Annotated in this window: 24 protein-coding genes and 1 tRNA gene; 16 read left to right on the top strand and 9 right to left on the bottom strand. The window is 67.9% G+C overall.

Annotated elements, in window-relative coordinates:
* Positions 1-23 precede the first annotated feature (23 nt).
* From F627_RS0100850 to F627_RS0100860, 3 genes are all read left to right on the top strand, one after another.
* On the top strand, positions 24-2,930 hold the full coding sequence (locus tag F627_RS0100850) for a molybdopterin oxidoreductase family protein (RefSeq protein ID WP_019583013.1): 2,907 nt from the start codon (positions 24-26) through the stop codon (positions 2,928-2,930).
* A gap of 68 nt (positions 2,931-2,998) precedes the next feature.
* Complete coding sequence (locus F627_RS0100855; protein ID WP_026279312.1) at positions 2,999-3,694, top strand: 4Fe-4S dicluster domain-containing protein; 696 nt, start codon at positions 2,999-3,001, stop codon at positions 3,692-3,694.
* A gap of 25 nt (positions 3,695-3,719) precedes the next feature.
* Positions 3,720-4,769, top strand: coding sequence for a DmsC/YnfH family molybdoenzyme membrane anchor subunit (locus F627_RS0100860; protein WP_018867740.1), 1,050 nt, complete (start codon positions 3,720-3,722; stop codon positions 4,767-4,769).
* 127 nt (positions 4,770-4,896) lie between these two features.
* Here the strand turns inward: F627_RS0100860 and F627_RS17270 are convergent, their stop codons facing one another.
* On the bottom strand, positions 4,897-5,031 hold the full coding sequence (locus F627_RS17270; RefSeq protein WP_018875935.1) for a hypothetical protein: 135 nt from the start codon (positions 5,029-5,031) through the stop codon (positions 4,897-4,899).
* A 617-nt stretch (positions 5,032-5,648) separates the two neighbouring features.
* Positions 5,649-5,725, bottom strand: a tRNA-Arg gene (locus tag F627_RS0100870).
* Between the two features lie 184 nt (positions 5,726-5,909).
* Between F627_RS0100870 and F627_RS0100875 the strand changes: the two genes are divergently transcribed.
* Positions 5,910-6,785, top strand: a complete 876-nt coding sequence (locus F627_RS0100875) for a c-type cytochrome (protein ID WP_019583014.1) — start codon at positions 5,910-5,912, stop codon at positions 6,783-6,785.
* 81 nt (positions 6,786-6,866) lie between these two features.
* On the opposite strand, the gene F627_RS0100880 is transcribed toward F627_RS0100875, so the two are convergent.
* From F627_RS0100880 to F627_RS0100890, 3 genes are all read right to left on the bottom strand, one after another.
* Positions 6,867-8,372 carry a YifB family Mg chelatase-like AAA ATPase gene (locus F627_RS0100880; protein WP_019583015.1) on the bottom strand — a complete coding sequence of 502 codons (1,506 nt, stop codon included), beginning with the start codon at positions 8,370-8,372 and terminating at the stop codon, positions 6,867-6,869.
* A gap of 58 nt (positions 8,373-8,430) precedes the next feature.
* Positions 8,431-8,691 (bottom strand): accessory factor UbiK family protein, encoded by a 261-nt coding sequence (locus tag F627_RS0100885; RefSeq protein ID WP_019583016.1) that lies wholly within the window; start codon positions 8,689-8,691, stop codon positions 8,431-8,433.
* Positions 8,692-8,755: 64 nt separating this feature from the next.
* Entirely contained in the window at positions 8,756-9,478 is a 723-nt protein-coding gene (locus F627_RS0100890; protein ID WP_019583017.1) for a pteridine reductase, read from the bottom strand.
* Between the two features lie 82 nt (positions 9,479-9,560).
* On the opposite strand from F627_RS0100890, the gene F627_RS0100895 reads away from it, so the two are divergent.
* Positions 9,561-10,760, top strand: a complete 1,200-nt coding sequence (locus F627_RS0100895; protein WP_018877203.1) for a class I SAM-dependent methyltransferase — start codon at positions 9,561-9,563, stop codon at positions 10,758-10,760.
* Positions 10,761-10,836: 76 nt separating this feature from the next.
* Positions 10,837-11,868, top strand: coding sequence for a tRNA (adenosine(37)-N6)-threonylcarbamoyltransferase complex transferase subunit TsaD (gene tsaD, locus F627_RS0100900; protein ID WP_026280265.1), 1,032 nt, complete (start codon positions 10,837-10,839; stop codon positions 11,866-11,868).
* Positions 11,869-11,898: 30 nt separating this feature from the next.
* Here tsaD and plsY read toward each other — a convergent pair whose 3' ends face one another.
* Positions 11,899-12,513 (bottom strand): glycerol-3-phosphate 1-O-acyltransferase PlsY, encoded by a 615-nt coding sequence (gene plsY, locus F627_RS0100905; RefSeq protein WP_018875941.1) that lies wholly within the window; start codon positions 12,511-12,513, stop codon positions 11,899-11,901.
* Positions 12,514-12,560: 47 nt separating this feature from the next.
* On the opposite strand from plsY, the gene F627_RS0100910 reads away from it, so the two are divergent.
* The 10 genes from F627_RS0100910 (at position 12,561) to ccoS (ending at position 23,211) form a co-directional block, all read left to right on the top strand.
* A complete protein-coding gene (locus F627_RS0100910; protein WP_026331985.1) occupies positions 12,561-13,385 on the top strand; it encodes an alpha/beta fold hydrolase in 825 nt (274 codons plus the stop codon).
* Complete coding sequence (bioC, locus tag F627_RS0100915; RefSeq protein WP_019583019.1) at positions 13,382-14,254, top strand: malonyl-ACP O-methyltransferase BioC; 873 nt, start codon at positions 13,382-13,384, stop codon at positions 14,252-14,254. The genes F627_RS0100910 and bioC overlap by 4 nt, the downstream gene beginning before the upstream one ends.
* 205 nt (positions 14,255-14,459) lie before the next feature.
* A complete protein-coding gene (gene ccoN / locus F627_RS0100920) occupies positions 14,460-15,944 on the top strand; it encodes a cytochrome-c oxidase, cbb3-type subunit I (RefSeq protein ID WP_028485053.1) in 1,485 nt (494 codons plus the stop codon).
* A 19-nt stretch (positions 15,945-15,963) separates the two neighbouring features.
* Positions 15,964-16,698: a cytochrome-c oxidase, cbb3-type subunit II gene (gene ccoO, locus F627_RS0100925; RefSeq protein ID WP_018877206.1), complete on the top strand. Its 735-nt coding sequence runs from the start codon at positions 15,964-15,966 to the stop codon at positions 16,696-16,698.
* Between the two features lie 18 nt (positions 16,699-16,716).
* Positions 16,717-16,935 carry a cbb3-type cytochrome c oxidase subunit 3 gene (locus F627_RS0100930; RefSeq protein WP_026279315.1) on the top strand — a complete coding sequence of 73 codons (219 nt, stop codon included), beginning with the start codon at positions 16,717-16,719 and terminating at the stop codon, positions 16,933-16,935.
* Positions 16,932-17,861, top strand: coding sequence for a cytochrome-c oxidase, cbb3-type subunit III (ccoP, locus tag F627_RS0100935; protein WP_018867754.1), 930 nt, complete (start codon positions 16,932-16,934; stop codon positions 17,859-17,861). The genes F627_RS0100930 and ccoP overlap by 4 nt, the downstream gene beginning before the upstream one ends.
* A gap of 179 nt (positions 17,862-18,040) precedes the next feature.
* Complete coding sequence (ccoG, locus tag F627_RS0100940; protein WP_018880894.1) at positions 18,041-19,441, top strand: cytochrome c oxidase accessory protein CcoG; 1,401 nt, start codon at positions 18,041-18,043, stop codon at positions 19,439-19,441.
* 114 nt (positions 19,442-19,555) lie between these two features.
* A complete protein-coding gene (locus F627_RS0100945) occupies positions 19,556-20,389 on the top strand; it encodes a FixH family protein (protein ID WP_018867756.1) in 834 nt (277 codons plus the stop codon).
* Positions 20,390-20,406: 17 nt separating this feature from the next.
* Positions 20,407-22,947 (top strand): heavy metal translocating P-type ATPase, encoded by a 2,541-nt coding sequence (locus F627_RS0100950; protein ID WP_042835135.1) that lies wholly within the window; start codon positions 20,407-20,409, stop codon positions 22,945-22,947.
* Positions 22,948-22,989: 42 nt separating this feature from the next.
* Positions 22,990-23,211, top strand: coding sequence for a cbb3-type cytochrome oxidase assembly protein CcoS (gene ccoS / locus F627_RS0100955; protein ID WP_018867758.1), 222 nt, complete (start codon positions 22,990-22,992; stop codon positions 23,209-23,211).
* A gap of 297 nt (positions 23,212-23,508) precedes the next feature.
* Here the strand turns inward: ccoS and rpoH are convergent, their stop codons facing one another.
* The 3 genes from rpoH to ftsE form a co-directional block, all read right to left on the bottom strand.
* Positions 23,509-24,375, bottom strand: a complete 867-nt coding sequence (gene rpoH, locus F627_RS0100965) for an RNA polymerase sigma factor RpoH (RefSeq protein WP_018879340.1) — start codon at positions 24,373-24,375, stop codon at positions 23,509-23,511.
* A gap of 121 nt (positions 24,376-24,496) precedes the next feature.
* The gene (locus tag F627_RS0100970; RefSeq protein ID WP_018879341.1) at positions 24,497-25,426 is read right to left on the bottom strand and encodes an ABC transporter permease; all 930 of its coding nucleotides are present in this window, start codon (positions 25,424-25,426) and stop codon (positions 24,497-24,499) included.
* Positions 25,423-26,100 carry a cell division ATP-binding protein FtsE gene (ftsE, locus tag F627_RS0100975; RefSeq protein ID WP_018867762.1) on the bottom strand — a complete coding sequence of 226 codons (678 nt, stop codon included), beginning with the start codon at positions 26,098-26,100 and terminating at the stop codon, positions 25,423-25,425. The genes F627_RS0100970 and ftsE overlap by 4 nt, the downstream gene beginning before the upstream one ends.
* Positions 26,101-26,102 lie beyond the last annotated feature (2 nt).

Consider the following 26,102-nt stretch of genomic DNA (forward strand, 5'->3'; position numbering starts at 1 on the left):
CCGTAATCTATGGGGTCGTCTGAATGAGCGCGTTGCCCGAGTTCGAGAACCACAGCGAGCAGGAGATCAAGTACACCACCTGCTACATGTGTGCCTGCCGCTGCGGCATCAAGGTTACCGTCCAGAACAACAAGGTCCGCTATATCCAGGGCAATCGGCATCACCCGATCAACAAGGGGGTGCTGTGTGCCAAGGGTAACGCGGGGATCATGAAGCAGCAGTCCCCGGCGCGCCTGCACCAGCCGATGCGCCGCAAGCCCGGCACCGAGCGCGGCGCCGGCGAGTTCGAGCCGATCTCCTGGGACGAGGCCCTGGACATGCTGTCCACGCGGCTGCAGAAGATCCGCGAGACCGACCCGCGCAAGCTGGCGTTCTTCACCGGCCGCGACCAGATGCAGGCCCTGACCGGTCTGTGGGCGACCCAGTTCGGCACCTACAACTGGGCGGCCCACGGCGGCTTCTGCTCGGTGAACATGGCCACCGGCGGTCTGTATACCACCGGCTTCGCCTTCTGGGAATTCGGCGACCCCGACTGGGACCGCACCAAGTACCACATGCTCTGGGGCGTGGCGGAAGACCATGCCTCCAACCCGATCAAGATCGGGCTGGAGAAGCTCAAGCGCCGCGGCGGCAAGTTTGTCGCGATCAACCCGGTGCGCACCGGCTACCAGGCGATCGCCGACGAGTGGGTGGGCATCAAGCCCGGTACCGACGGCCTGTTCGCGCTGTCGATGCTGCACGTGCTGCTGAAGAACGACCAGTTCGACTGGGACTTCCTGGTGCGCTACACCAACGCCACCCAGTTGGTGGTGCAGACCCCGGGGCAGAAGGGCGATGGCCTGATCCTGCGTGACGAGGCCGGCAACCCGCTGGTCTGGGAGCTGGAACAGGAGGCGTTCGTCGACGGCACCCAGGTCGACATCAAGCCGGCGTTGTTCGGCGAGTACACCGCGCCCGACGGCCGCCCGGTCAAGACCGTGATGACGCTGCTGGCCGAGCGCTACCTGAGCGACGAGTATTCCCCGGAGAACACCGCCGAGGTCACCGGCGTCCCGGCCGACCAGACCGAGCGCCTGGCGCTGGAGATGGCGCACGTCGCGTTCAAGGAGACGATCGAACTCGATATCGAGTGGACCGACTCCTGGGGCCGCAAGCACGACAAGGTGTTCGGTCGCCCGGTGTCCATGCACGCGATGCGCGGCATCTCCGCGCACTCCAACGGCTTCCAGACCTGCCGCGCGATCCATCTGCTGCAGATCATGCTGGGCTCGGTGGACTGCCCCGGCGGTCACCTGGCCAAGCCGCCGTATCCCAAGCACGTCCCGCCGGGCATCAAGCCGGCCAAGGAATGCGCGCCGAACACCCCGCTGAAGAGCCCGCCGCTCGGTTTCCCGACCGCGCCGGAGGACCTGGTCATCGATGACGAAGGCAACCCGCTGCGCATCGACAAGGCGTTCTCCTGGGATGCCCCGATCTCCAACCATGGCCTGATGCACATGGTGGTGACCAATGCGGTCAACGGCGATCCCTATCCGATCGACACGCTGATCTTCTTCATGGCGAACATGTCCTGGAACTCCTCGATGAATACCGCCGAGGTGATGGACATGCTGCGGGCGAAGGACGACAGCGGCGAGTACAAGATCCCGTTCCTGGTGGTCGCGGATGCGTTCCACTCGGAGACGGTCAACTTTGCCGATCTGGTGCTCCCGGATACGACCTATCTGGAGCGCTACGACACCATCTCCATGCTGGACCGCCCGATCTCCGAGCCGGCCGCGGCGGCGGACTCCATCCGCCACCCGATCCTCGAGGTCGATCGCGACGTGCGTCCCTGGCAGGAGGTCATGGTCGAGCTGGCAGGGCGTCTGAAGTTCCCGGCGTTCACCAAGGACGACGGCAGCCGCAAGTTCGCGGACTACAAGGACTTCATCGTCAACTTCGAGAAGGAGCCCGGCATCGGTTTCCTGTCCGGCTACCGCGGCAAGGACGGCAAGACCCACCTGCGTGGCGAGCCGAACCCGAAGCAGTGGGAGGCGTACATCGAGAACCAGGGGTTCTTCGTGCATCACCTGGCACCGAACCAGCAGTTCTACCGCTTCGCCAACAAGGACTACCTGGAGCTGGCCAAGCACGCCGGCTGGGTGGGCAAGACCGATCCGATCACCATCGAGCTCTACTCCGAGACCCAGCAGCGCTTCAAGCTGGCCGGCCAGGGCCTGTATGACGGCCCGCAGCCGACCAAGCAGGAGCACAAGGATCGCCTGACCCAGTTCTTCGATCCGCTGCCGATCTGGCACAAGCCGCTGGAGCAGACCCGGATCGACGAGGACGAGTACCCGTTCTATGCGGTCAACCAGCGCCCGATGTTCATGTACCACTCCTGGGATTCGCAGAATGCCTGGCTGCGTCAGATCTGCGCCCAGAACTATCTGTACATGAACCGTGGCAAGGCGGAGTCCATGGGCATCGCGGACATGTCCTGGGTTTGGCTGGAGTCGCACAACGGCAAGATCCGCGTGCAGGTCAAGCTGATCGAGGGCTGCGAGCCGAACACCGTCTGGACCTGGAACGCCATCGGCAAGCAGAAGGGCGCCTGGGGCCTGAAGCCGGACGCGAACGAGTCCAACAAGGGCTTCCTGATGAACCACCTGATCAGTGAGCTGCTGCCGAAGAAGGGCGACCCGGTGGACAACATCACCAACTCCGACCCGGTCACCGGCCAGGCCGCGTGGTACGACCTGAAGGTCAAGATCACCCCGGCCGACCCGGAAGAGGCCAGCACCTGGCCCGACTTCGACACGATCAAGCCGGCGCCCGGCATGTCCGAGGCCCCGGACCAGCTCCGCTACGCGGCGCACAAGCCGGTGCACCTGAACCGTTCCATCCGCGACGTGCTGACGCGCGGCTCGCTGGACGACGAACAGTAGGCATCACGGATCCGGGCCATGCCGCCGGCCGAAGCCGGCGGCCCGAGAGAATTTGAGGAGTACCTGAAATGCGACTTGGACTCGTAATCGACATGGATACCTGCGTGGGCTGTCACGCCTGCGCGGTGGCCTGCAAGCAGTGGAACACCAGCGGTACCACCGGCGCGCTGACCGACTATCGTCCCTATGGCGAGGACCCCAGCGGCGTGTGGTTCAACCGTATTCGCCACTACGAAGTCGGCGATTATCCCAACAACAAGACCGTGAACATCCCGATGTCCTGCATGCACTGCCAGCATGCCGACTGCGTGAACGTCTGCCCGACCGGCGCATCCTACAAGCGCCCGGAAGACGGCATCGTGCTGGTCGACCAGGACAAGTGCATGGGCTGCAACTACTGCGCCTGGGCCTGCCCCTACGGTGCGCGCGAGCTGGACCGCGAAGACGGCGTGATGAAGAAGTGCACGCTGTGCGTGGACCGAATCTACGACGAGCAGCTTCCGCCGGAAGAGCGCCAGCCCGCCTGCGTGATCACCTGCCCGGCGCACGCCCGGTTCTTCGGTGACTTCGACGATCAGGACTCCGAGGTCAGCCGCCTGGTGCGCGAGCGCGGCGGCGTGAAGCAGATGCCGGAGCTGGGCTACAAGCCGGTCAACACCTATCTGCCCCCGCGTATCACCCGCCCGATCCCCACCGACGATGTGCGCGCCAACAAGCTCGTCACCTCGGTGAAGGACTGGGTCAACAAGATGGTCGCGCGCTAGACGCGGCCCGAACGGGAGAATTCATATGCATCCGGCATTTTCCGTCATCCTGTTTACCGTCATCTCGGGTGCGGGCTACGGCCTGTTCATCCTGCTGGCGGCCTTCCATCTCGCGGGTATCGGCCCGGCCATGAGCCACGGCGAGCTGCTGGCGCACGGCCTGGTGTCGCTGGGGATGATCACCCTGGGGCTGATGCTTTCCACCGGCCATCTGGCGAACAAGAAGAACGCCTGGCGTTCCTTCATGCGCTTCAAGACCTCCTGGCTGTCGCGCGAGGCCGTGTTCGCGGTGCTGTTCTACCCCTTCGCCGGTATCTACGGCCTGGGTGTGCTGCTGCAGGGTTCGGCCATCGGGCCGCTGCCCGCCATGGCCGGCGCGATCGCTGCCGTGCTGGCCGTGATCACGCTGTTCTCCACGGGCATGATCTATGGCTGCCTGAAGACCATCCGCCAGTGGAACACGGCGCTGACCCCGGCGAATTACATCATGCTGGGCATCGCGACCGGCACCACGCTGTTCGCCGCCATCGCCGCGGTGTTCGGCAATGCCACCACGCTGCACGCGGGCGTGGCCATCGTCGCGCTGCTGGCCGCCGCGTTGCTCAAGGGGATCTACTACTTCTGGATCTCGCGCGTGAACGGCCCGACCATCAACACCGCGACCACCTTCAACCGGGCGACCGTGCGTCTGCTGGATACCGGTCATACGGCCGGCACCTTCCTGACCGACGAATTCGGCTACGACCCGCGCAAGGACACCATCGACAACATCAAGATGGGCGTCTTCCTGCTCGGCTTCATCGCCCCGGTGCTGGTCTTCGGCTCGATCCTCTCCGGTGCGCCGGCCGGTATTGCCTGGCTGGCGGCGGTCTCGAGCCTGGTCGGGATCGGCATGGAGCGCTGGCTGTTCTTCGCCGAGGCCAAGCACGTCGTGCGCCTGTACCACGGTGCCCAGACCTGCACCGACTCCCTGGCCGAGCCGAGCCGCGTCGGCCCGGAAGTGGCCGCGGATGCTCGCCGTGGCGACGCGCCGCGCGCCGAACTGGGTGATACGCCCGGGGGCTCCGGCTCCTGAGTCGGACGCAACCATACGGGTTACCCGGGCGCTCCGGGTAACCCGTACCAAAGGCCAGGGCGTTGGATGACCGACGCCCCGGCCTTTTCTGTTTGGAGGGGCTGCCCCGGGCAGGATCCGTCCGGGCCTATTGCCCCTTGTCGTTCTCGTGCATCCCGTGAACGATGAAGTAAATCACGTACGCGAAGAAGGCCGCGATGCCCGCCAGCGTCACGATCGTCAGGATCCCGATGGGCGACTGAAACATGATTTCCATCAGCATGATCTTTCCTCTAGTTGGGTCCATGCACCTTCGACGCTAGCCCCCGGAGCCGGCCTCCGATTTGATCCAGATCATGCCGGGAGTCGATTCGGACAGTGCGCCGCGGGCGCTGTGGCGGGTAAGGGCGGAACGGAAGGCTGGCGGAACGTTCGGGCTGTATCCGGCGGACGGGGATGTCAGCGCAGCTGCGCGGGCCTCGGCTCGAACTGGAGGTTCGCCGGGTTGGATTCGGGGGTGTTCGTGCTTCGCGCCCGAGAGGGTGGGGGGCGCGAGGCTGGCTTCGTGTCGGCGAACGTCCCGAGGCTGCCGCCGAGGGGCTGGGCTCGTTGCGCCGCCGGTCCTTCGAGCCGGCACGGGCCGTGGCTGTGGCGCGCTCAGCCCGCGCTGCGGGTCTCGGCTTGAATGGAGCTTGGGGCTACGTCCGGGGTGTTCGGGCGTCGCGCCCGAGAGGATGGCTGCGCCGCCTGTGGCGGCTCGGTCCTTCGGACCGGTGCAGCCGTTGGCTGCACCGCGATGTCGGCCCGCTTCGCGGGCCTCGATTCGAACGGAGGTTCGAATCGAGGCCCTCAGACACCCCATTACTCAGAAAGGGGCCACGAGGGCCCCTTTCTGAGTAATGGCGCGCCCGAGAGGATTCGAACCTCTGACCTCTGCCTCCGGAGGGCAGCGCTCTATCCAGCTGAGCTACGGGCGCAAGGGCTGCAATGATACGGGCGGGGCCGCGGGTGCGTCCAGCCATATTTGACCGCGCCGCTGGGTTTGTGGTCGCGCCTGGCATGATGCCCTATACTCTGCGCCCGATTTGCGCGTACCGCGCGAGCGCTTTCGAAAGAGCACACCACAAGGCCATGCATGGCCAGGATCTCGGAGGGAGAGAAGTGGGAAATCAACCGATCAAGATGGACACCGGGAACAAGGTGTTGCTGTTTATCTCGTCCCTGGCCCTGCTGGCGACAGTCCTGTTTCTGGTGTCGCAGCTTGCGAGCTGGATTGGGGGCATGATGGGTTCCCAGGCGGAGGCCGTGAGCGAGGAGCGTATTGCCGAGCGCATCGCGCCGATCGGCCGGGTGGTCTCCGGTGAGGTGGATACCGCCGAGGAAGCCGCGGACCTCAGCCCGGGCGACATCTACGCCAACGTCTGCGCCGCCTGCCATGACTCGGGCGCCTCCGGTGCCCCGCTCAAGGATGACACGGACGAGTGGACTAACCGTCTGAACGACAAGGGTCTGGAGACCCTGTTCGAGAACTCGATCAACGGCATCGGCGCGATGCCGGCCCGCGGTGGCGACTCCAGCCTGACCGACGAGCAGATGAATGAAGTCGTGGCCTACATGCTCGATCAGGCAGGCGTTGATCACGGCTACGAGGGCAGTGCCAACGGAAACGGCGACACCGCAGCGGACGACGCCGCCGCTGAAGGCGAGGAGCCGGTGGCCACCACCGACGCGGGCGAAGCGGCCGCCGAGGAAGAGGCCGAAGCCGTGGCCGCTATTGCGGTCGACGAGGGTGATGTTGAGCGCGGTCAGTCGCGTTACAACACCTGCGTGGCCTGCCATGGTGCGCAGGGTCAGGGCACCCCGGTCTTCCCGGCGTTGGCCGGCCGTGATGCCGAGTACATCGCCGACAAGCTGGTGCGCTACCGCGCCGGCGAGACCGTTGGTGACCAGACGGCCCTGATGGCGCCGAATGCCGCGAACCTGTCGGATCAGGACATCGCCGATCTGGCGGTCTACGTGGCGACCTTCGAAGACTGATCGTCGCGCCGTTTCCGCGTACAAAGGCCCCGCCCGGTAGACCGGGCGGGGCCTTTTCTTTGCGGGCCGACGCTTCCCCGTTTATTGGGTACGCCAGTGGTCCAGGGCGCGGTAGCTCAGCGCCTCGGTGAGATGTCGGGTGGCAATCGCTTCCGCGCCCTCCAGATCGGCGATGCTGCGCGCCACGCGCAGGATGCGGTGATAGGCCCGTGCCGAGAGACGGAAGCGCTCGGCCGCCTTGTCCAGTAGCTCGCGGTCGACGGCCGCAAGGGCGGCGTGTCGGTCGAGTCCCGCGCCATCCAGGGTGCTGTTGAGCCCCTCCTGGCGCGCCTGCTGGCGGTTGCGCGCCCGGGTCACGCGCGTCGCGACCGCGGCGGACGTCTCGGTGGGCTCGGTCGCGCCGGCCAGGTCGGCCGGCGGGATCCGGGGCACCTCGATGGCGAGGTCGATCCGGTCCAGCAGGGGTGCGGACAGGCGCTTGCGGTGCCGGGCCCGTTGTTCCGGGGTGCATTCGCAGCGTTCGGCCAGGTCGCAGTCGAAGCCCTGCGGGCAGGGGTTCATCGCACCCACGAGCTGGAAGCGGGCCGGGAACTCGGCCTGGCGGGCGGCACGCGAGATGTGGATCACGCCGGTCTCCAGCGGTTCGCGCAACACGTCCAGCACCGCGCGGTCGAACTCCGTCAGTTCGTCCAGAAACAGCACGCCCTGGTGCGCAAGCGAGATCTCCCCGGGGCGCGGGGTACTGCCGCCGCCCACCAGGGCCACGCCCGACGCGGTGTGATGGGGGGAGCGGAACGGCCGGGCCCGCCAGTCACCCCGCAGGTGGGTGCTGCCGCGCAGGCTGTGGATGGCGGCCGTCTCCAGCGCCTCGGCCTCGTCCATCGGCGGCAGGATGCCGGGGATGCGCGCCGCGAGCATCGACTTGCCGCTGCCGGGCGGGCCGACCATCAGCAGGTGGTGCCCGCCAGCCGCGGCGATCTCCAGGGCGCGCCGCGCCTGGTGCTGGCCGCGTACGTCCGCGAGGTCCGGGTGGCTCGGCGGGTTCGGGTCGGGCGGCCGGGCGGGTGCCAGGGCGTCGCGTCCGGCCAGCGCCGCGCATACCGCGGTCAGGTGCGACCCGGTGAACACCCGCGCGCGGCTTGCCAGTGCCGCCTCGGCGCCGTCCTCCGGATTGACCACCAGGGCGCGGTCGGCATCCGCGGCGGCGAGCCCGGCCGCCAGTGTGCCGCCCACCGGCCGCAACTGGCCGTCCAGCCCCAGTTCGCCCAGGAATTCGTGCGCCGCCAGCGCTTCGGCCGGGATCTGCTGGCTGGCGGCGAGGATGCCCAGCGCGATCCCGAGGTCGAAGCGGCCGCCGTCCTTGGGCAGGTCTGCGGGGGCCAGGTTGACGGTGATGCGCCGCCGCGGGAATTCGAAGCCGCTGGTCTGGATCGCCGCGCGCACGCGATCACGGCTCTCGCGCACCGCGGCCTCCGGCAGGCCGACGATCTGGAAGGCCGGGAGGCCATTGGCCAGATGGGTCTCGATGGTCACCAGCGGGGCATGGATGCCGTCGATGGCGCGGGCGTAGGCAATGGTGACGGGCATCCGTGCCCCTCCGTTCGGCCGCCGGGGGTCCGTCCCCGGCGGGTGGTTTCAGTGGTGGCTACTGCCCCGAGGTGTCGTCCGGCCGCCCCTCCAGCGCAGCTACGCGAGCCTCCAGTTCGGCGAGGCGTTCGCGGGTGCGCTCCAGCAGGGCGACCTGAATGTCGAAGTCCTCGCGGGTGACCAGGTCCATGCGCTCGAAGCCGCTTTGCAGCGATGAGCGGACCTGGCGCTGCACGTCTTCCTGCATGTGGCGCACGGACTCCGGGAGGCTTTCGGTGATCCGGCGAGCCAGGTCGTCGAAGCGTTTGGAATCGATCATCGGGTGGTCTCCTGACGCGTGTTCTTGGTTCTGGCCAGTGTAGCGCGGCTGACCCCGGGTACGGCTACTGCGACGCGGAGCGGCCGCCATCCACCGGGATGACCTGGCCGGTAATGTAGGGCGCATCCAGCAGCAGGAACCGCACGGTGCGGGCGATATCCTCCGGGCTACCCTCGCGTTTGAGGGCGGTGCGCTCGATCATGGCCTCGTGGGTGCCGGTATTCTGCGCATCCTCCGGCGCCAGGATCGCGCCGGGCGCAACCCCATTGACCCGCACGCCGGGCCCCAGTTCGCGGGCAAAGGCCTGGGTCAGGGCCCAGAGCCCGGCCTTGGCCGCCGAATACACCGGGTAGCCCTTCAGCGGGCGCAGCGCGTGGATATCCACGATGTTGACGACCGCGCCCTGCGCCCGCTGCAGCGCCGGGTTGCACGCCTGGGTGAGGAAGGTCGGCGCCTTCAGGTTGGAGCCGATCAGGTCGTTCCAGGCGGATTCGCGGATCTCGCCCACGGGGGTTGGATAGAACGTCGAGGCGTTGTTGACGAGAAAGTCCAGCCGCCCCCAGGCCGCCTCGGCGTCGCGGGCGAGGACTTCGATGGCCTGGGGGTCGAGCAGGTCGGCCTGCAGGGTGCGGGCGCTGTCGGGGCGCACCGCGTTCAGATCGGCGGCGAGCGCGTCGGCCTCGTCACGCGAGCCGCGGTAATGGATCAGCACCCGCAACCCGGCCGCGTGCAGGTGCCGGGCAATGGTGGCGCCGACGCGCCGTGCGGCCCCGGTGATCAGCACCACGCCCGCCGGGTCGGGTGTCCTGCTCAAATTGTCGGTGGGTGCCTGCGCCACGTCCATCCCCGGGTTGGTACCATGCGTCGCCATGTTGCCGCCGAAACCTAGCACAAACACCGCCGACGATCCGGTCGCCCGGGAGATCGCCGCGCGTCTGCGCACTCACCTGCAACAGAGTATTGCGGCGGGCCAGGGGTTCCTTCCGTTCGTCGATTACATGCAGGCGGCCCTGTATGCGCCGGGTCTGGGCTATTACGTGAACGGGGCACACAAGCTGGGCGAGGGCGGGGACTTCGTCACCGCGCCGGAGCTCTCGCCGCTGTTCGGCGAGACCCTGGCGACCTGGCTGGCCCCGGTGCTGCGCGATGACCTCGACGGCGCCGGCACGCTGCTGGAATTCGGTGCCGGCAGTGGCCGCCTGGCGGGGGATGTGATCACTACCCTGCGCGAGCTCGGGGTCGCCTGGGAGAGGTACTGGATCATCGAGGTAAGCCCGGACCTGCGCGCTCGGCAGCAGGCCCACCTGCAGGCCCAGCTGGAGCCGGCGGAATACGCGCGTGTGGCCTGGCTCGACGCCCTCCCCGAGGCCCCCTTGCGTGGGGTGGTGCTGGCCAACGAGGTGCTGGATGCCCTGCCGGTGGAGCTGTTCCGCTGGCGTGAGGGGCGCGTGTGGCAGGTCGGCGTCACTACCGAGGCGGACGGGGCGCTGACCCTGGCCGAACGCGAGGCCCCGTCGGCCCTGGCCGAACCCGTGACGCGGCTGGCGGCCGACTATGGCCCCTGGCCCGAGGGCTACCTGTCCGAGTGGCGGCCGGCGCAGGCGGCGTGGGTGCGCGCGCTCGCCGAGGGGCTGGAGCAGGGGGTGGCCGTGATCGTGGATTACGGCTTTCCGCAGGCGGCCTACTACGCCCCGGAACGGCACCAGGGGACCCTGGTCGGCTACTACCGCCAGCAGATGATCCAGGATCCTCTGGCCTATCCGGGGCTGATGGACCTGACCGCCAGTGTCGACTTCACCGCTGTGGCCGAGGCGGCGGATGCCGCGGGCCTCGATGTGCTGGCCTACGCCGGGCAGGGCGAGTTCCTCCTGGGGGCGGGGCTGCCGCAGCGTTTCGAGGCCCGCGTCGGTAGCGGCGAGGATGCCCGCCTGACCATGCAGGCGGCGCAGGCCGTGCGCATGCTGACCCTGCCGGGCGAGATGGGCGAGCGCTTCCAGGTCATGGCTCTCGGTCGCGGCTGCGCGCATCTGCCGCTGGGGGGTATCCCCGATCGCCGGGGGCGCCTGTGAACCCCGGTCCTGGCGCAATGGCGCGGTCGTTCCGGGGATGCTTGGTGGCATCGACGAAACCCGGCATGCTGGCGCCATGAAGGTACTGGGTATCGAAACCTCCTGTGACGAGACGGGCGTGGCGCTGATCGACAGCGACCGTGGCCTGCTCGCGCACCGGCTGTACAGCCAGACGGATCTGCACGCAATCTACGGCGGCGTGGTGCCGGAACTGGCCTCGCGCGACCACATCCGGCGGCTCCTGCCGCTGGTGCGCGCGGTGCTGGAGGAGGCGGGCGTGGACGGGCCGGACCTGGATGCGGTGGCCTACACCGGCGGGCCGGGACTGCTGGGGGCGCTGCTGACCGGTGCCTCGGTGGCCCGCTCCCTGGCCTGGGGCTGGGGTATCCCGGCGCTGGCGGTGCATCACCTGGAGGGCCACCTGCTGGCGCCGTTTCTGGAGGATACCGGGCTCGACTTCCCGTTCCTGGTGCTGCAGGTCTCCGGGGGGCATACCCAGCTGATCCATGCCCGGGCCCTGGGCGACTACGACCTGATCGGCGAGAGCATCGACGATGCCGCCGGCGAGGCCTTCGACAAGACCGCCAAGCTGCTGGGGCTGGGGTATCCGGGTGGCCCGGCGCTGGCGCGCCTGGCGGAACAGGGCGAGCCGGATGCCCTGCGGCTGCCGCGCCCCATGCTGGATCGCCCGGGGCTGGACATGAGCTTCTCCGGCCTGAAGACCGCCGTCCTGACCGCGCTGAAGAAGCAAAGTTACCGCCCGGAGGATGTGGCCCGCGCCTTCGAGGAGGCCGTGACCGACACCCTGGTCGAAAAGACCCGGCGCGGTCTGGAGCAGACCGGGGCCCCGGCGCTGGTGGTGGCCGGTGGCGTGGCCGCCAACACCACGCTGCGCGCGGGGCTGCAGGCCATGGCGCAACGCCAGGGGGTGCCGGTGTATTTTCCGCGCCCGGAGTTCTGCACCGACAACGGGGCGATGATCGCGCTGGCCGGGCTGCGGCGGCTGCAGGCCGGTGGCGTAGGGGATGCCGGGGCCCCGGTTGTCGCCGCGCGGGCCCGCTGGCCCCTGGCCGAACTGGAGGCGCCGGTTCCGGCTGGACCGGGCTGAAGCCCTGCCCGGCCCGTGCTCGGTGGGCCGTCAGTCTCCGGGGGCCGGGGCCTTGTTCTTCTGGCCGATCCGAGATTCCTCACCGCGCATCAGACGGCGGATATTGCTGTCGTGGCGGATGAACAGGATTACGCTCATCAGCGCGACCGCGGCGCTGATCCAGTGATCCATGCCCAGCAGGATCGTGTACACCGGGGCCATGCCGGCCGCGACCAGGGCCGCCAGCGACGAATATCGCCAGATCGCGGCGACCACGAGCCAGGTGAGCAGCACCAGTCCGCCGGCCGCCGGGCTGATCGCGAGGATCACGCCAAGCGCGGTGGCCACACCCTTGCCGCCCTGAAGGCGGTAGTACACGGGGAACACGTGACCGAGGAAGGCGGCCAGGCCGATCAGGCCGATCGCCCAGCCGGGGAAGAGCTCCAGCTGGAGCGCGACGAATACCGGCAGCCAGCCCTTGCCGACATCCCCGATGAGCGTGATGATGGCCGCCTTCTTGCCGCCCGAGCGCAGGACATTCGTGGCGCCGGGGTTCTTCGAACCGGTGGTGCGCGGGTCCGGCAGACGCAGCAGCTTGCTGACCAGAATGGCCGTGGAAAGCGATCCCAGCAGATACGCGATGATGATGCCGATTGTAATAGCCATGAGCGGTGAGCCTGTCTGCGCGGATGGGCAAGAGATTGCGAGCGCACATGATACGCAAGCCGGTGGCCGGCGTTCAGCGCGCTGAGATGGAGGCTGCGACCCGCCCGGTCCATGACCCGACGCTGGTGCTGTTGCACGGCTGGGGCTTTTCCGGCGCGGTCTGGGCGCCCCTGCGGGCCAAGCTGCCGGCCGGCACGCGGGTGCTGGCGCCGGATCTGCCCGGTCATGGGGCCGCGGGCGACGGCTGGCGGCTGGCGGATGCGGGGGGCGCCGCCGCGGCCCTGATCGCCGCGCTGCCCGCGGACGTCGAGTACCCGGTCTGGGCTGGCTGGTCCCTGGGCGGCCTGGTGGCGCTCGCGGCGGCGCGCCAGTGGACGGGCCCGCAGGGGCTTGTACTGATTGGGGCAACGCCACGCTTCATCCGTAATGATGACTGGCCGGCCGCCCTGCCGCTGGACGAGCTGGAGGACTTCCGCGCCGCCCTCGGAGGCGACCGCCGCCGACTCAATCGGCGTCTGGCGATGCTCTGTGCTCGTGGCAGTCCCGATGCGGCCTCGCTTGCGCGCGCACTGGCGGACCGGATGCAGGAGGCCCCGGCATCGCCGGATGGGCTGGCGGCGGGTCTGGACCTGCTGCAGGGCGCCGACCTGCGTGCCGCCTGGGCCGAGGTACATACGCCGGTGGCGTGCTGGCTGGAGCCGGAGGACGCGCTGGTGCCGGCCGCGGTGGAGGTGGGACTGACGAGCTTGCGCCCCGATGGCCGGACCGGTCGCGGGGCGGGCGGTCATGCGGACTGGTGGGCGCGGCCGCAGCGGCTGGCCGGATTTGTTTCCGAGTTTCTGGATCACTGCAGTGCAGGGGAGTCCGCATGACCCGACCCGACAGCTTCGATCTCGACAAGGCGCGGGTGCGCGAGGCCTTTGCACGGGCCGCTGCCACCTACGAGGAGCATGCGGTCCTGCAGCGCGAGGTGCAGGAGCGGATGCTGGAGCGTCTGGACTGGATCCGGATGGAGCCGGAACGCATCGTCGATCTGGGTTGCGGCATCGGCGAGGCCCTGGATCACCTGAGCCGCCGCTACCGCGGGGCGCGCCTGGCCGGCGTGGACTTCGCCCCGGAGATGGTTGCGCGGGCGCGGCGGCGCGGGCGCTGGCTGCGGCGGCCGCAGGTGGTCTGCGGTGACCTTGAGGCCCTGCCGCTGGCCGAGCGGTCCTTTGATCTGGCGGTTTCCAGCTCGGCCCTGCAGTGGTGCAGCGACCTCGACCAGGCCTTCGCCGAGGTGCGGCGTATCCTGCGCCCGGGCGGGCTGTGGCTGTTTACCACCTTCGGCCCGGACACCCTGCGCGAGCTGCGCGCCGCCTTCGCGACCGTGGATGGCGGCGCCGGGGCACATGTCAACGCCTTCATGGACATGCACGACATCGGCGATGCCCTGGTGCGATCCGGCTTTGCCGATCCGGTGATGGACCAGGAGGCCCTGACCCTGACCTACCCGGATCTGACCGGCCTGATCCGCGACCTGCGCGGGGTCGGGGTGCGCAACGCCCTGGCGGGGCGTTCGTCGGGTCTGTTTGGCCCCCGGCGTCTGGTGGCCGTCGCCGAGGCCTATGCCCGCGACTTCGGCGTGGAGGGTCGTCTGCCCGCGACCTGGGAGGTGGTCTATGGTCATGCCTGGGTGCCGGATGCGCCGCCCCCGTCGCGGCCAGGCGGGCGCGTGATCCCGGTTCAGCCGGTTCGTTGATCTGGATCAACGAAAATGCCGCCCGCGTCCCTCGCGGGCGATCCACCGGAAGATGTATTCTCTTTGGCAGGAAAAGTTCCGCCCGTCCCGCTCAATATCCGAGTGACACAGGCGGTATTGGTTTTTTGTGGGCCCGGAATGGGGTAGAGTTCACGCCCCCGAACCATCGGGACATCCGTGTTCCCCGCAGCAAGGTGGAAAAGTCATGTCACAAGCAGCCACTACGGCGGGTGCCGCACCCGCAGCGTCAGTCGCGACTTCCGAGCAGTACAACTACGCGATTATCAAGCGGTTTGCCATTGCCGCCGTCCTCTGGGGCGTGTTCGGGATGGCCGCCGGTGTCTGGATCGCCTCGCAGCTGGCGTTCCCGTTCCTGAACTTCGATATCGCGCAGATCACCTTCGGGCGTTTCCGCCCCGTCCACACCACGGCCGTGATCTTCGGTTTCGGGGGTAACGCGCTGTTCGCCACGTCCTACTACGTGGTGCAGCGGACCTGTCAGACCCGGCTGTGGAGTGACTCCATGGCGAGCTTCACCTTCTACGGGTGGAACTTGGCGCTGGTCCTCGGCGTGATCACCTACATGATGGGGATCACCCAGGGCCGCGAATACGCCGAGTTCAACTGGCAGATCGACATCATCATCCTGGTGGTCTGGGTCGCCTACTTCATGATCTACCTGATGACCCTGCTGCGTCGGAACCAGCCGCATATCTACGTGGCGAACTGGTTCTTCATGGCCTTTATCCTGGCCACCGCGCTGCTGCACATCTTCAACAACATCCAGGTCCCGGTCGGCCTGTTCCACCCGCATTCCTACTCCATCTTCTCCGGGGTGCAGGATGCGATGACCCAGTGGTGGTACGGCCATAACGCGGTGGGCTTCTTCCTGACGGCCGCGTTCCTCGGGATGATGTACTACTTCGTGCCGAAGCAGGCCGGTCGCCCGATCTACTCGTACAAGCTGTCCATCATCCATTTCTGGGCGCTGGTCTTCCTGTACATGTGGGTGGGTGCGCACCACCTGCACTGGACCGCGCTGCCGGACTGGGTCTCCACCCTGGCGGCGACCTTCTCTATCCTGCTGCTGCTGCCCTCCTGGGGCGGCATGATCAACGGGATCATGACCCTGTCGGGCGCCTGGGACAAACTGCGCACCGACCCGATCATGCTGTTCCTGATCACCGCGCTGGCGTTCTACGGCATGTCGACCTTCGAGGGTCCGATGATGTCCCTGAAGAGCGTGAATGCGCTGTCGCACTACACCGACTGGACCGTGGGTCACGTGCACTCCGGTGCCCTCGGCTGGGTGGCGATGATCTCCTTCGGCTCGCTGTATCACCTGATCCCGCGGCTGTGGAACGTGAACCTGTACAGCCTGAAGCTGGTGTACGTGCACTTCTTCCTGGCGACCATCGGGATCGTGCTGTACATCACCGCGATGTGGGTGGCCGGTATCGGTCAGGGCCTGATGCTGCGCGCCTTCGACCAGTACGGGAACCTGGCCTACACCTTCACCGAGTCGGTGGTGTTCCTGCACAAGCCGTACGTGGTGCGTGCCATTGGTGGCGGGTTCTTCCTGGCCGGCATGCTGATCATGGCGTTCAACATCGCGATGACCGTTCGCTCGGGCATCAAGGCCGAGGCCCGCGAGGCCCAGGCCGCGTCCGCCGAAGCCCGCACGGCCTGATTAGGGAGAGACTAGATCCATGAAGCATGAAAGCGTTGAAACCAATGCCGGCCTGCTGATCATCCTCACCCTGGCGGTGATCAGCGTCGGCGGCCTGGTCGAGATCGTGCCGCTGTTCTACATCGACGACACGATCGAGGAAGTGGACGGCGTGCGTCCGTATACGCCTCTGGAACAGCGCGGGCGTGACATCTACGTCCGCGAGGGCTGCTACACCTGCCACTCGCAGATGGTGCGTCCGTTCCGTGACGAGATGCTGCGCTACGGTCACTACTCGCTGGCGGCCGAATCGCAGTACGACCATCCGTTCCAGTGGGGCTCGAAGCGCACCGGTCCGGACCTGGCGCGCGTGGGAGGCAAGTACTCCAACGAGTGGCAGGTCCAGCACCTGATCGACCCGCAGTCGCTGGTGCCGGAGTCGATCATGCCGGGCTACCCCTGGCTGGCGACCACGCCGCTCGATTACTCCGATATCGATCGTCGCATGATCGCGCTGAAGCGCGTGGGCGTTCCGTACTCGCTCACCGACGAGGAATACCAGGCCAACGTCGAGAAGTTCGGGGAGCAACACGCCCGGATGTTCGACATCCGCGACGCCGAGGACAATCTGGTGGCGCAGGCGCAGGCCGAGAACTTCGACGGCAACCCCGGGACGATCACCGAGATGGATGCCCTCGTGGCCTATCTCCAGGTCCTCGGGACCATGGTCGACTTCAGCGAATACGACGACGGGCACTTTGCCGAATTCCGGTAAGGGAGGACGGGCGCCACGATGACGGGACTTTGGGAATGGATCACGGATATGGGCAACAGCAAGATCGTTGCCCTCATCCTCTTCATGAGCACCTTTATCGGGGTCGTGATCTTCCTGTTTTCCAATCGTCGGCGTGCCCGGAAGTTCGAGACGTATCGCTACATTCCTCTGGACGACGATGATTCACATCGGGAGCCCGTGGCCCGGCGTGACAAAACCAAGAGTGACGAGCAATGAGCACACAGGACAACCGTGATAAGGACCCGAACCAGGTCGAGACCACTGGGCACGTCTGGGACGGCAACCTTCAGGAATACAACAATCCGCTCCCGCGTTGGTGGCTGTGGGGCTTCTACGCCACGATCGTGTTCGCGCTGGTGTACTGGCTGATCTACCCGGCCTGGCCGATTGGCGACAGCTTCACCAAGGGCTTCAACACCATCACCTTCGAGCAGGGCGGCGAAGAGCGCACCATGCACTGGAACACCCGTGCGTTGCTCGCGAAGGACATGCAGACCGGCACCTACGCGGTGCGCCAGCGCGAGATGCTGGAACAGGTGGCCGCCCAGGATTACGAAACGATCCTGCAGGACGCTGAAAGCATGAGCTTCGTCAACGCGTACGCCCAGGGCTCCTTCGGTACCTGGTGTGCGGCGTGTCACCAGGTCGGTGGCGCGGGCGTGGTCGGGCAGTACCCGAACCTGCGCAATGACCACTGGAAGTGGGGCGGAACGGTCGAACAGATCGAGGAAACCCTGCACCAGGGCCGCCTGGGCTACATGCCCGGGTACCGCGACACCCTGAGCAGCGACCAGCTGAATCAGGTCGCCGCCTACGTGCTGTCGCTGAACGACTACAGCGTGGATCAGGACGACGCCGATGCCGGCGCCCGGATCTTTACCGGGACCGACGGTGGCTGCTTCCAGTGCCACGGCATGGACGCCCAGGGGCTGACCTCGCAGGGCGCGCCCAACCTGACCAACGATCTGTGGGGTCTGGTCGACGTGCGCGGCGCGGAAAGCGATAGCGAGCGTCAGCGCCTGGTCGCCAATTTCATTCGCGATGGTATCCAGCGTGAGATGCCGGCATTCGGTGATCGACTGTCGGATGCGGAGATCAAGATGCTGACTGCCTACGTGCATTCCCTGGGCGGGGGGCAATAGGCCGGCTCCGTCGACCTGGCGAGCCCCGGGGGTGCGGAGGCCTGCCAGGATGCACGCGTTGACAGGGGTGCCCGCCGGGTGGATTGACGCCCGAGGGTGCCCCTTTTTGTTTTGAACTGTTGCCGCGGCCCGCGTATTGCCGCCGGGCCGCACTGCCGGATACGCTCCGGGAGGATCCGATGTCCCAGTCCCAGCCGCTGTACGAGGCGCGAATCCCGATCCACCCGCGGTCGGTCAAGGGGCGGTTTCGCAACCTGAAGACCGGGATTCTCCTCCTGGCCTACGGGGTGTTCTTCGGTCTGCCGTGGATCCGCTGGGAACGTGAATACGGGCCGGACCAGGCGGTGCTGTTCGACATCCCCGGGCGCCAGTTCCATATCTTCGACCTGGTCGTCTATCCGCAGGATATCTTCTGGCTGGCAGGCTTTCTGGTCCTCGCCGCATTGCTGCTGTTTTTTGTGACCGGTGTGGCCGGGCGCGTGTTCTGCGGCTACTTCTGCTTCCAGACCCTGTGGACCGATGTTTTCATGTGGCTGGAGCGCAAGATTCAGGGGGAGCGGCCCGCGCGCCTCCGGCTCGCCAAACAGCCCTGGAACGCCGAAAAGCTGGCGAAATACGGCCTCACCCATGCGTCCTGGCTGCTGGTGGCGTTCGCCACCGGGCTCGGGTTCGTCCTGTACTGGGGCGATGCGCCTTCCATCGTGGCGGACTTCTTTACCGGCCAGGCAGTGTACGCCGCCTATGTGACCGCGGGGATCCTGACCGCCACCACCTACACGTTTGCCGGGCTGGCCCGCGAGCAGGTCTGCACGTTCATGTGCCCCTACGCGCGTTTCCAGAGCGTGATGTTCGACCGCGACACCATGATCGTGTCGTACGACGAATCACGCGGCGAGGGCACCGCCGGCCGCGCCAAGGTCCAGGCCGGCCTGAAGACCCGCGAGGAGCGCCAGGCCGCCGGCGTCGGGGACTGCATTGACTGCGGCTACTGCGTGCAGGTGTGCCCGACCGGCATCGATATCCGCGATGGGCTGCAGTTCCAGTGCATTCACTGTGCGCTGTGTATCGATGCCTGCGACACGATCATGGACAAGCAGGGCTGGCCGCGCGGGCTGATCGCATATACCTCGGAGCGCGAGCAGGAGGGCGGCAAGACGCGATTCCTGAAGGGCAAGACGCTGGGGTATGGTACGGCGGTGGTCGTCGTCATCGTCGCCCTGGTCGCCAGCATCGTGGGCCGCCCGCCCGTGGACGCCAACGTTAACCAGGTGCGCCAGCCGCTGTATGTGCAGATGTCCGACGGGCGCATCCAGAACGGCTACGAGATTCGCCTGAACAATACTGCGGACCGGGAGCTGGACTTCCAGATCGGACTCGCCGGGCTCGACGGCGCCGAGCTCGACCTCGGGCAGGTGGAGCGGATCCGCCTGGAGCCCGGGGAGCGACTCACCGTGGTCGCGCGCGTGCGCCACGAGGTGCCCGAGGGCGCCCCCTCGCCGCAGCCGTTCCGTTTTGTGATTACGGATCGCGAGGGTCATATTGAACCGCTCGAAGTGACGTCCCAGTTCAGTCATCGCTAACGGTGTTCCGTTGCGCACTGCGCCCGGACGAGAAACAGTAATTGTGCTGCCGGAAATCGCGCGGCACCCCGCGAGCCCCTAGCTTGCGATCACGCAGGAAACGAAGAAGACATCATGAGCAATCTCGTCATTACCCTCGGCGTCGGTACCGCGGCCCTGGCCATCCTGTTCGCGCTGATCTACCGCTTCACGCGGCTCAAGGCCTACAGCACATCGGCGGTGGTCGTCGCCCTCATGCTGTTTGTGTTCATTCCCTACTCAATCCTGACCTGGCAGGGCGCGGATGTCTTCGCCATCCATCTCGCGCTGTACATCATCGTGCCCTACGGGCTGGGGATCGTCTTCACGCAGAAAGAGGCGGAGGCCGAGAGTGGCGGCAAGGCCAAGATTGGCCGGCTGCACTGGGCTCCGCTGGTTCTCGTGGGATTTTTCACGATCGTCGCGTCCGTCCAGGCCGTCCTGATCACGCTGGCCCATAACGGGATGCCGCAGCAGTTTATCGGCTCCATCCTGCCGGAGCCCGAGAACCGGGCGGAGCAGGTAACCTCGGCATTCCCGGGCACCGTGGCCGGCATGGAGAGCCGCAAGCAGGCGCTCGCCGTCCATCGCGTCTCGGAGCTGCAGGCCCAGCGCGAGAAGGGCTGGCAGGTTCGTCAGGGGTGGGTCGAGCGTCCCACCGAGGGCGAGGCCGCCACGCTCCAGGTAGAGGTCCGGGATGCCGATGGCGTCCCGATCAACGACGCCAGCATCCGCGGCATCTTCATGTGGCTCGCCGACGAGCGCCGCGACCAGGGCTTCGAGATGCAGCACATGGGCGAAGGCCTGTACCAGGTCGAGGTCGCGCTGCCGGCCCCGGGGCGCTGGGATCTGCGCTTCCAGGTCCAGCGCGATGACCAGCTCCTGGAACAGCAGGCCCGGACCCGCGTGCGCAGCGCCCAGTCCGGCTGACCCCCCGCGCTCCCGCCGTGGCGCTCGCGTCCGACTCGCAGGCCCCGGCAGCGTCCGCGGCCCCGACCCGGTGTTTCCACTGCGGGCTCGCTGTGCCCGCGGGCGCGTACTATCCCGTCACCTTCGAGGGGCGGGAAGAGCCTACCTGCTGCCCCGGCTGCCAGGCCGTGGCCGGGGCGATTATCGAGCGCGGCCTGGGGGCCTATTACCATCACCGCGATGCCCCGCCGGCGGAAAGCGGCAGTCCCCTGATCCCGGACGAGCTGCGCGAGCTGGAACTGTTCGATCATCCCGGCGTGCAGCAGCAGTTCGTCACGCCGGCGGGTGCGGCCGGCGAGCGCCGCGAAGCGGCCCTGATGCTGGAAGGCATCACCTGCGCGGCCTGTGTCTGGCTCAACGAGCGCCATGTCCAGGCCCTGCCGGGCGTGGAGAGCTTTCGCGTCAACTATTCCACCCATCGCGCCCAGGTCGTCTGGGACCCCGAACGGATCGCCCTGTCGGACATCCTCAAGGCAATCCGCGATATCGGCTACCACGCCCATCCCTACGACCCTGGTACCCGCGAGCAGGCGATTGCGCGCGAACGGGGGCTGGCCCTGCGCCGGATCGCCGTGGCCGCACTGGGCATGATGCAGGTGATGATGCTGGCCGTGGCCCTCTGGCTGGGCGCAGAGGACACCGAGCACGAGGACCTGCTGCAGTTCATGCGCTGGGTCGCCGCCGCGCTCACCACACCGGTGGTCCTCTACTCCGCAATCCCGTTCTACCAGAGCGCCTGGCGCGACCTGCGCCATCGCCAGCTCGGCATGGACGTACCGGTGAGCCTGGCGATCATCGTCACCTACCTCGCCAGCCTCTACGCGGTGATCCTCGGCACCGGTGAACACGTCTACTTCGAATCCGTGGTCATGTTCGTGTTCTTCCTGCTGACCAGTCGCTACCTGGAGCTGATCGCGCGCCAGCGCGCCAGCCATGCCATCGACCGCCTCGACCGACTGGTGCCGGCGATTGCCAACCGCGAGGGCCCCGACGGGCAGATCGAAGCGGTCCCGGTCGGCGAACTGGCCCCCGGCGACCGGGTGCGGGTCCGCCCCGGCGAGACCATCCCGACCGACGGTGTCGTGCGCGCGGGCGAATCCACGGTCAACCGCGCCCTGCTGACTGGCGAGCCGGAGCCCCACCCGACGCGCCCCGACGATGCCGTGACCGGGGGCACCGTCAACGTCGACGGCCCCCTGTCCGTCGAGGTCCAGCGCGTCGGCGCGGAGACCACCCTGGCCGCGATCCAGCGCCTGCTCGACCGCGCGCAGACCGAGAAGCCCCGTATGGCGCGCATCGCCGAGGCCGGTACCGGCTGGTTCGTGGGCGCGGTGCTGGTACTTACGGCGCTGGCTGGCCTGGTCTGGTACGCCTGGATCGACCCGGCCCGCGCCCTCTGGGTGATGGTCGCGATGCTGGTCGCGACCTGTCCCTGCGCCCTGGCGCTGGCGACCCCGGTCGCGCTGACGGCCACCACCGGCGCACTGTCCCGCATGGGTCTGCTGGTGACCCGCGGCAGTGCCCTGGAGGCCTTGCCGCGGGTCGACATGGTCTGCCTCGACAAGACCGGTACCCTGACCGCCGGCATGCCGCGCCTGGTCGCCCGCGAGGACCTGCAGCCCGCCCCCGAGGGCGACGACTGGCTGGTGTGGGCGGCTGCGCTGGAGTCCCATTCCGAACACCCCCTGGCCCGGGCCCTGGCCGGGTCGGCGGGGGCCTCCCGCATCCACGCCACCGGGGTCCGGAACCTGCCGGGCCGGGGCCTCGAGGGCCGCATCGAGGGGCGCCGGGTGTCGATTGGCGGGGCCTCCATGCTGCCCTCCGGCGTCGACGCACCGAGTCCGGCCGCACCCGCGGACTATCCGCTGGCCACGCCGGTCTGGCTGATCGTCGATGATCAGCCCGTCGCGCTGTTCTGGCTGGCCGACACCCCGCGTCCGGAGGTGCGGGATGTGCTCGGTGACCTGCGGGCGCGCGGCCTGCGGGTGGTCCTGCTGACCGGAGACCGCCCCGAGGCCGCCAAGGCGTTTGCCGCGCAGATGGACATCGCCGAGGCCGAGGGGGGGCTGACGCCGGAGGACAAGCTCGCGTACGTGCGGGCGCGCCAGGCCGAGGGCCGGGTGGTGCTGATGGCCGGCGAGGGCATCAACGATGCCCCGGTGCTGGCCGGCGCCGACGTGTCGATGGCGATGGGCGGCGGCACCCAGCTGGCCCAGACCCAGGCCGACCTGGTCCTGCTGTCGGATCGCCTGGACCACTTGCCGCAGGCCCTGGATCAGGCGCGCCACACCCGGCGCGTGATCCGTCAGAACATTGCCTGGGCAATCGGCTACAACGTGGTGGCGCTGCCAGTGGCGGCCGCCGGCCTGCTGACCCCCTGGCTGGCGGCACTGGGCATGTCCCTCAGTTCGCTGCTGGTGGTGGGCAACGCGCTGCGGCTGCGACCGGCGCGGGAGACCGCGGAGCGCAGCCCCATTCGCCCTGCCGAGCCCGTGGCGCCGCCGCGGCCGCCGGTGTAGGTACTGGTTTAAGCGGCTGGTTTGGCTGGGTACACTGGGGCCATGACCATCCTGTACCTCCTGATTCCGCTGGCGATGCTGTTTGCCCTGGTCGTGGGGTTGGTGCTCTTTTGGGCGATCCGTTCCGGCCAGTACGACGATCTCCAGGGCCCGGCGCACCGCATCCTGATGGATGACGACGACCCGCGGATCCCCACCCGTTCGGGAGACGACCCGCCCGGGCGGGACCGCGAGGGCCGTCCGGGCCAAAAGTCCGAGCGCTGACGTCGGTCGAACTTGCGCCGCGTCGCGGTGCCGCTTACCCTTCGCCTATTCTGGTTGGAAAATTCCGAGGATTGCGAGATGCGCGACTGGTTTACCTTTGAGAACTTCCCGCTGACCTTTACGGCAGCCCTGATCATCTGGTCCTGGATCAGCTTCTTCTCGGTGATCCTGTTCGGCTGATCCGGCGCGGAACGGGCCGGCGGGGCCATGTCGCCCCGTCCGGTAACCCAAAAGGCCCCGGCTTGTGCCGGGGCCTTTTTGCGTTCGGGGCCGGGATCGCCGGGCCGCAGGCCCGGGTCAGTCGTCGAAGGCGGCGCGGATGCGCTTGATTGCGTTGTTCTCGATCTGGCGGATGCGCTCCGCCGAGACGCCATATTCCGCAGCCAGTTCGTGCAGCGTCGCCTTCTGGTCCGCCATGTAGCGGCGCATCAGGATGTCGCGGGCGCGCTCGTCGAGTTCGCCCAGGGTCTGGCTCAGTCGCTCCTGGTAGTGACGGTCCCAGTCTTCGTCTTCGGTGACGTGCGCCGGGTCGTCGCTCAGGTCCTCCAGGCTCAGGCGTTCGGACGGGGCCTGGTAGCCTTGTTCGTCGTCCGCCTCGGGGCCCGGGTCGAAGCTCGCGTCCTGGCTCGACAGGCGGCGCTCCATCTCCCAGACGTCCTTCTCCGACACGCCCAGATCCTGCGCCACGGCGGAGACCTCGTTGTTCGACAGCCAGCCGAGGCGCTGCTTGGCGCTGCGCAGGTTGAAGAACAGCTTGCGCTGCGCCTTGGTCGTCGCCACCTTCACGATGCGCCAGTTGCGCAGGATGAACTCGTGGATCTCGGCGCGGATCCAGTGCACGGCGAAGGACACCAGGCGCACGCCCTGGTTGGGGTCGAAGCGGCGCACGGCCTTCATCAGGCCCACGTTGCCTTCCTGGATCAGGTCACCCAGCGGCAGGCCGTAGCCCTGGTAGCCGCGCGCGACGTGGATCACGAAGCGCAGGTTGTGCAGGATCAGCTGGCGCGCGGCATCGAGATCCTGGCGCTCGTGCAGCGCCACGGCCAGTTCGCGTTCCTGTTCGGCGTCCAGCACCTCGATGCGGCCGACGGCCTGCATGTAGTGATCGAGGTCGCCCACCGGTACGGGCATGTCGACGCGCGGGGTGGTCAGGGCCTGGGTCATGCGTGGTGATTCCTCCCGGTTCTATGGCTCTAGATTAGCAGTCTGAGGGTGAGAGTGCTAAACCCTGTAAAAGTTCCGGCTGTGTTCTGCCAACGCGAGCGTGTACATTAATCGCGTTTCATTAGGGCGCATCCCGCAGCGCATGACCGCTGCCCAGTCGGGCCCCCAGCCAGCCCAGGAGCAGCCCGGCCAGCAGCAGGGTGAGCAGATGGCTGCCTCCGGGGAGCGCGAGCTGGAACGGAAGGTCGAATGCCGCGGCCGCCTGTTCCAGGGGTGCCCGGCTGAGGCCGATCCCGACCAGCAGCAGGAGGCCGGCGAAGATCCCGCCCCCCAGCCCGGTGATCAGACCACCGTACAGCGACGGCCGCCGCAGGAAGCGGTGGGTGGCCCCGCTGATGCGCGAGATGGCGATCTCCTCGCGGCGTTCGCGCAGTTCGGAGGCGGTGGCCAGGGCCAGGATCAGCAGGGCCCCCAGACCCAGCAGTGCCCCGACGACCGCCAGGATGCGCAGCCCCAGCTGATGCAGGCTGTTGAGTTGCCGGACCCACTCGTCGTCGCTGACCACGGTGGCGCCCGGTGCCGTGTCGGCGAGCGCCTGGCGCAGGGCCGCGACGGTTTCCGGCTCGGCGGTGGCCGGGAGCACGTCCACGACATCCGGCAGGGGGTTGTCATCCAGCCAGTCCAGCAGGCCCGGGTCGCTCAGGCCCTCGCGGTAGCGTGCCAGGGCCTCGTCGGCGTCGATCCAGGTCCAGCGCTCGATCCGCGCATCCGTCTCCAGGTGGCGCTCGAGCGCCGCCACCGTGTCCGGCTCCACGGCATCGAGATAGAGGGCGATGCGCGGCTCGTGGTTGACGTGGGCGGACAATGCGCGCGCATTGTCCAGCAGGACCCAGAGGTAGGCGGGCAGGGCGAGGATGAACCCCAGCACGGCGATACTGATCAGGCTCAGGACGGGTGCCTGCAGGCGGCGCTGGAGGCTGCGCCGGGCGGCATCCCGGTGCGCCTCCAGCCAGGCCGGGACGGTGTCCAGGAGGCGGCGTCCGGGTTTCACGTCGCGGACTCCGCGGCGCCGCGCGCCTCGATGCGGCCGTCCTCCAGGTGCAGGACCGGCTTGCCCATGCGTTCCACCAGCCCCAGGTCGTGGCTGGCGATCAACGCGGTCATGCCGACCCGGTTGAAGTCGTCGAACAGCTGCAGGATCTCGCGCGACAGCGCCGGGTCCAGGTTCCCGGTGGGCTCGTCCGCCAGCAGCAGGACCGGGCGGTGGACGATGGCCCGGGCAATCCCGACCCGCTGCTGTTCCCCCGCGGACAGGGTGCGCGGGTTCACCGCCTCCTTGTGCAGCAGACCGACCTTGTCGAGGGCCGCGCGTACGCGCTTGCGCATCTCCGGGCGGCGATAGGCGAGGATCTCCAGCGGCAGGGCGACGTTGTCGAACACCGGACGGTCGAACAGCAGGCGGTGATCCTGGAACACCAGTCCGATACTGCGGCGAAAGCCGGGGATGGCGCGGCTGGAGAGGCGGTCGAGGTCGTGGCCGTTGACGCGGATGCGGCCGCGGGTGGGCCGCTCGAGCCCGGCGATCAGTCGCAGCAGCGTGCTCTTGCCGGCACCGGAGGGCCCGGTGATGAAGGCCATCGCGCCCGCATCCACGCGCAGGCTGACATTGCTGAGCGCCTCTGCCGCGCTGCCGAACCGCTTGGTGACGCGTTGCAGCTGGATCATCC

It is taken from the genome of Thioalkalivibrio sp. ALE16, from assembly GCF_000381305.1.
Classification (GTDB): Bacteria; Pseudomonadota; Gammaproteobacteria; order Ectothiorhodospirales; family Ectothiorhodospiraceae; genus Thioalkalivibrio.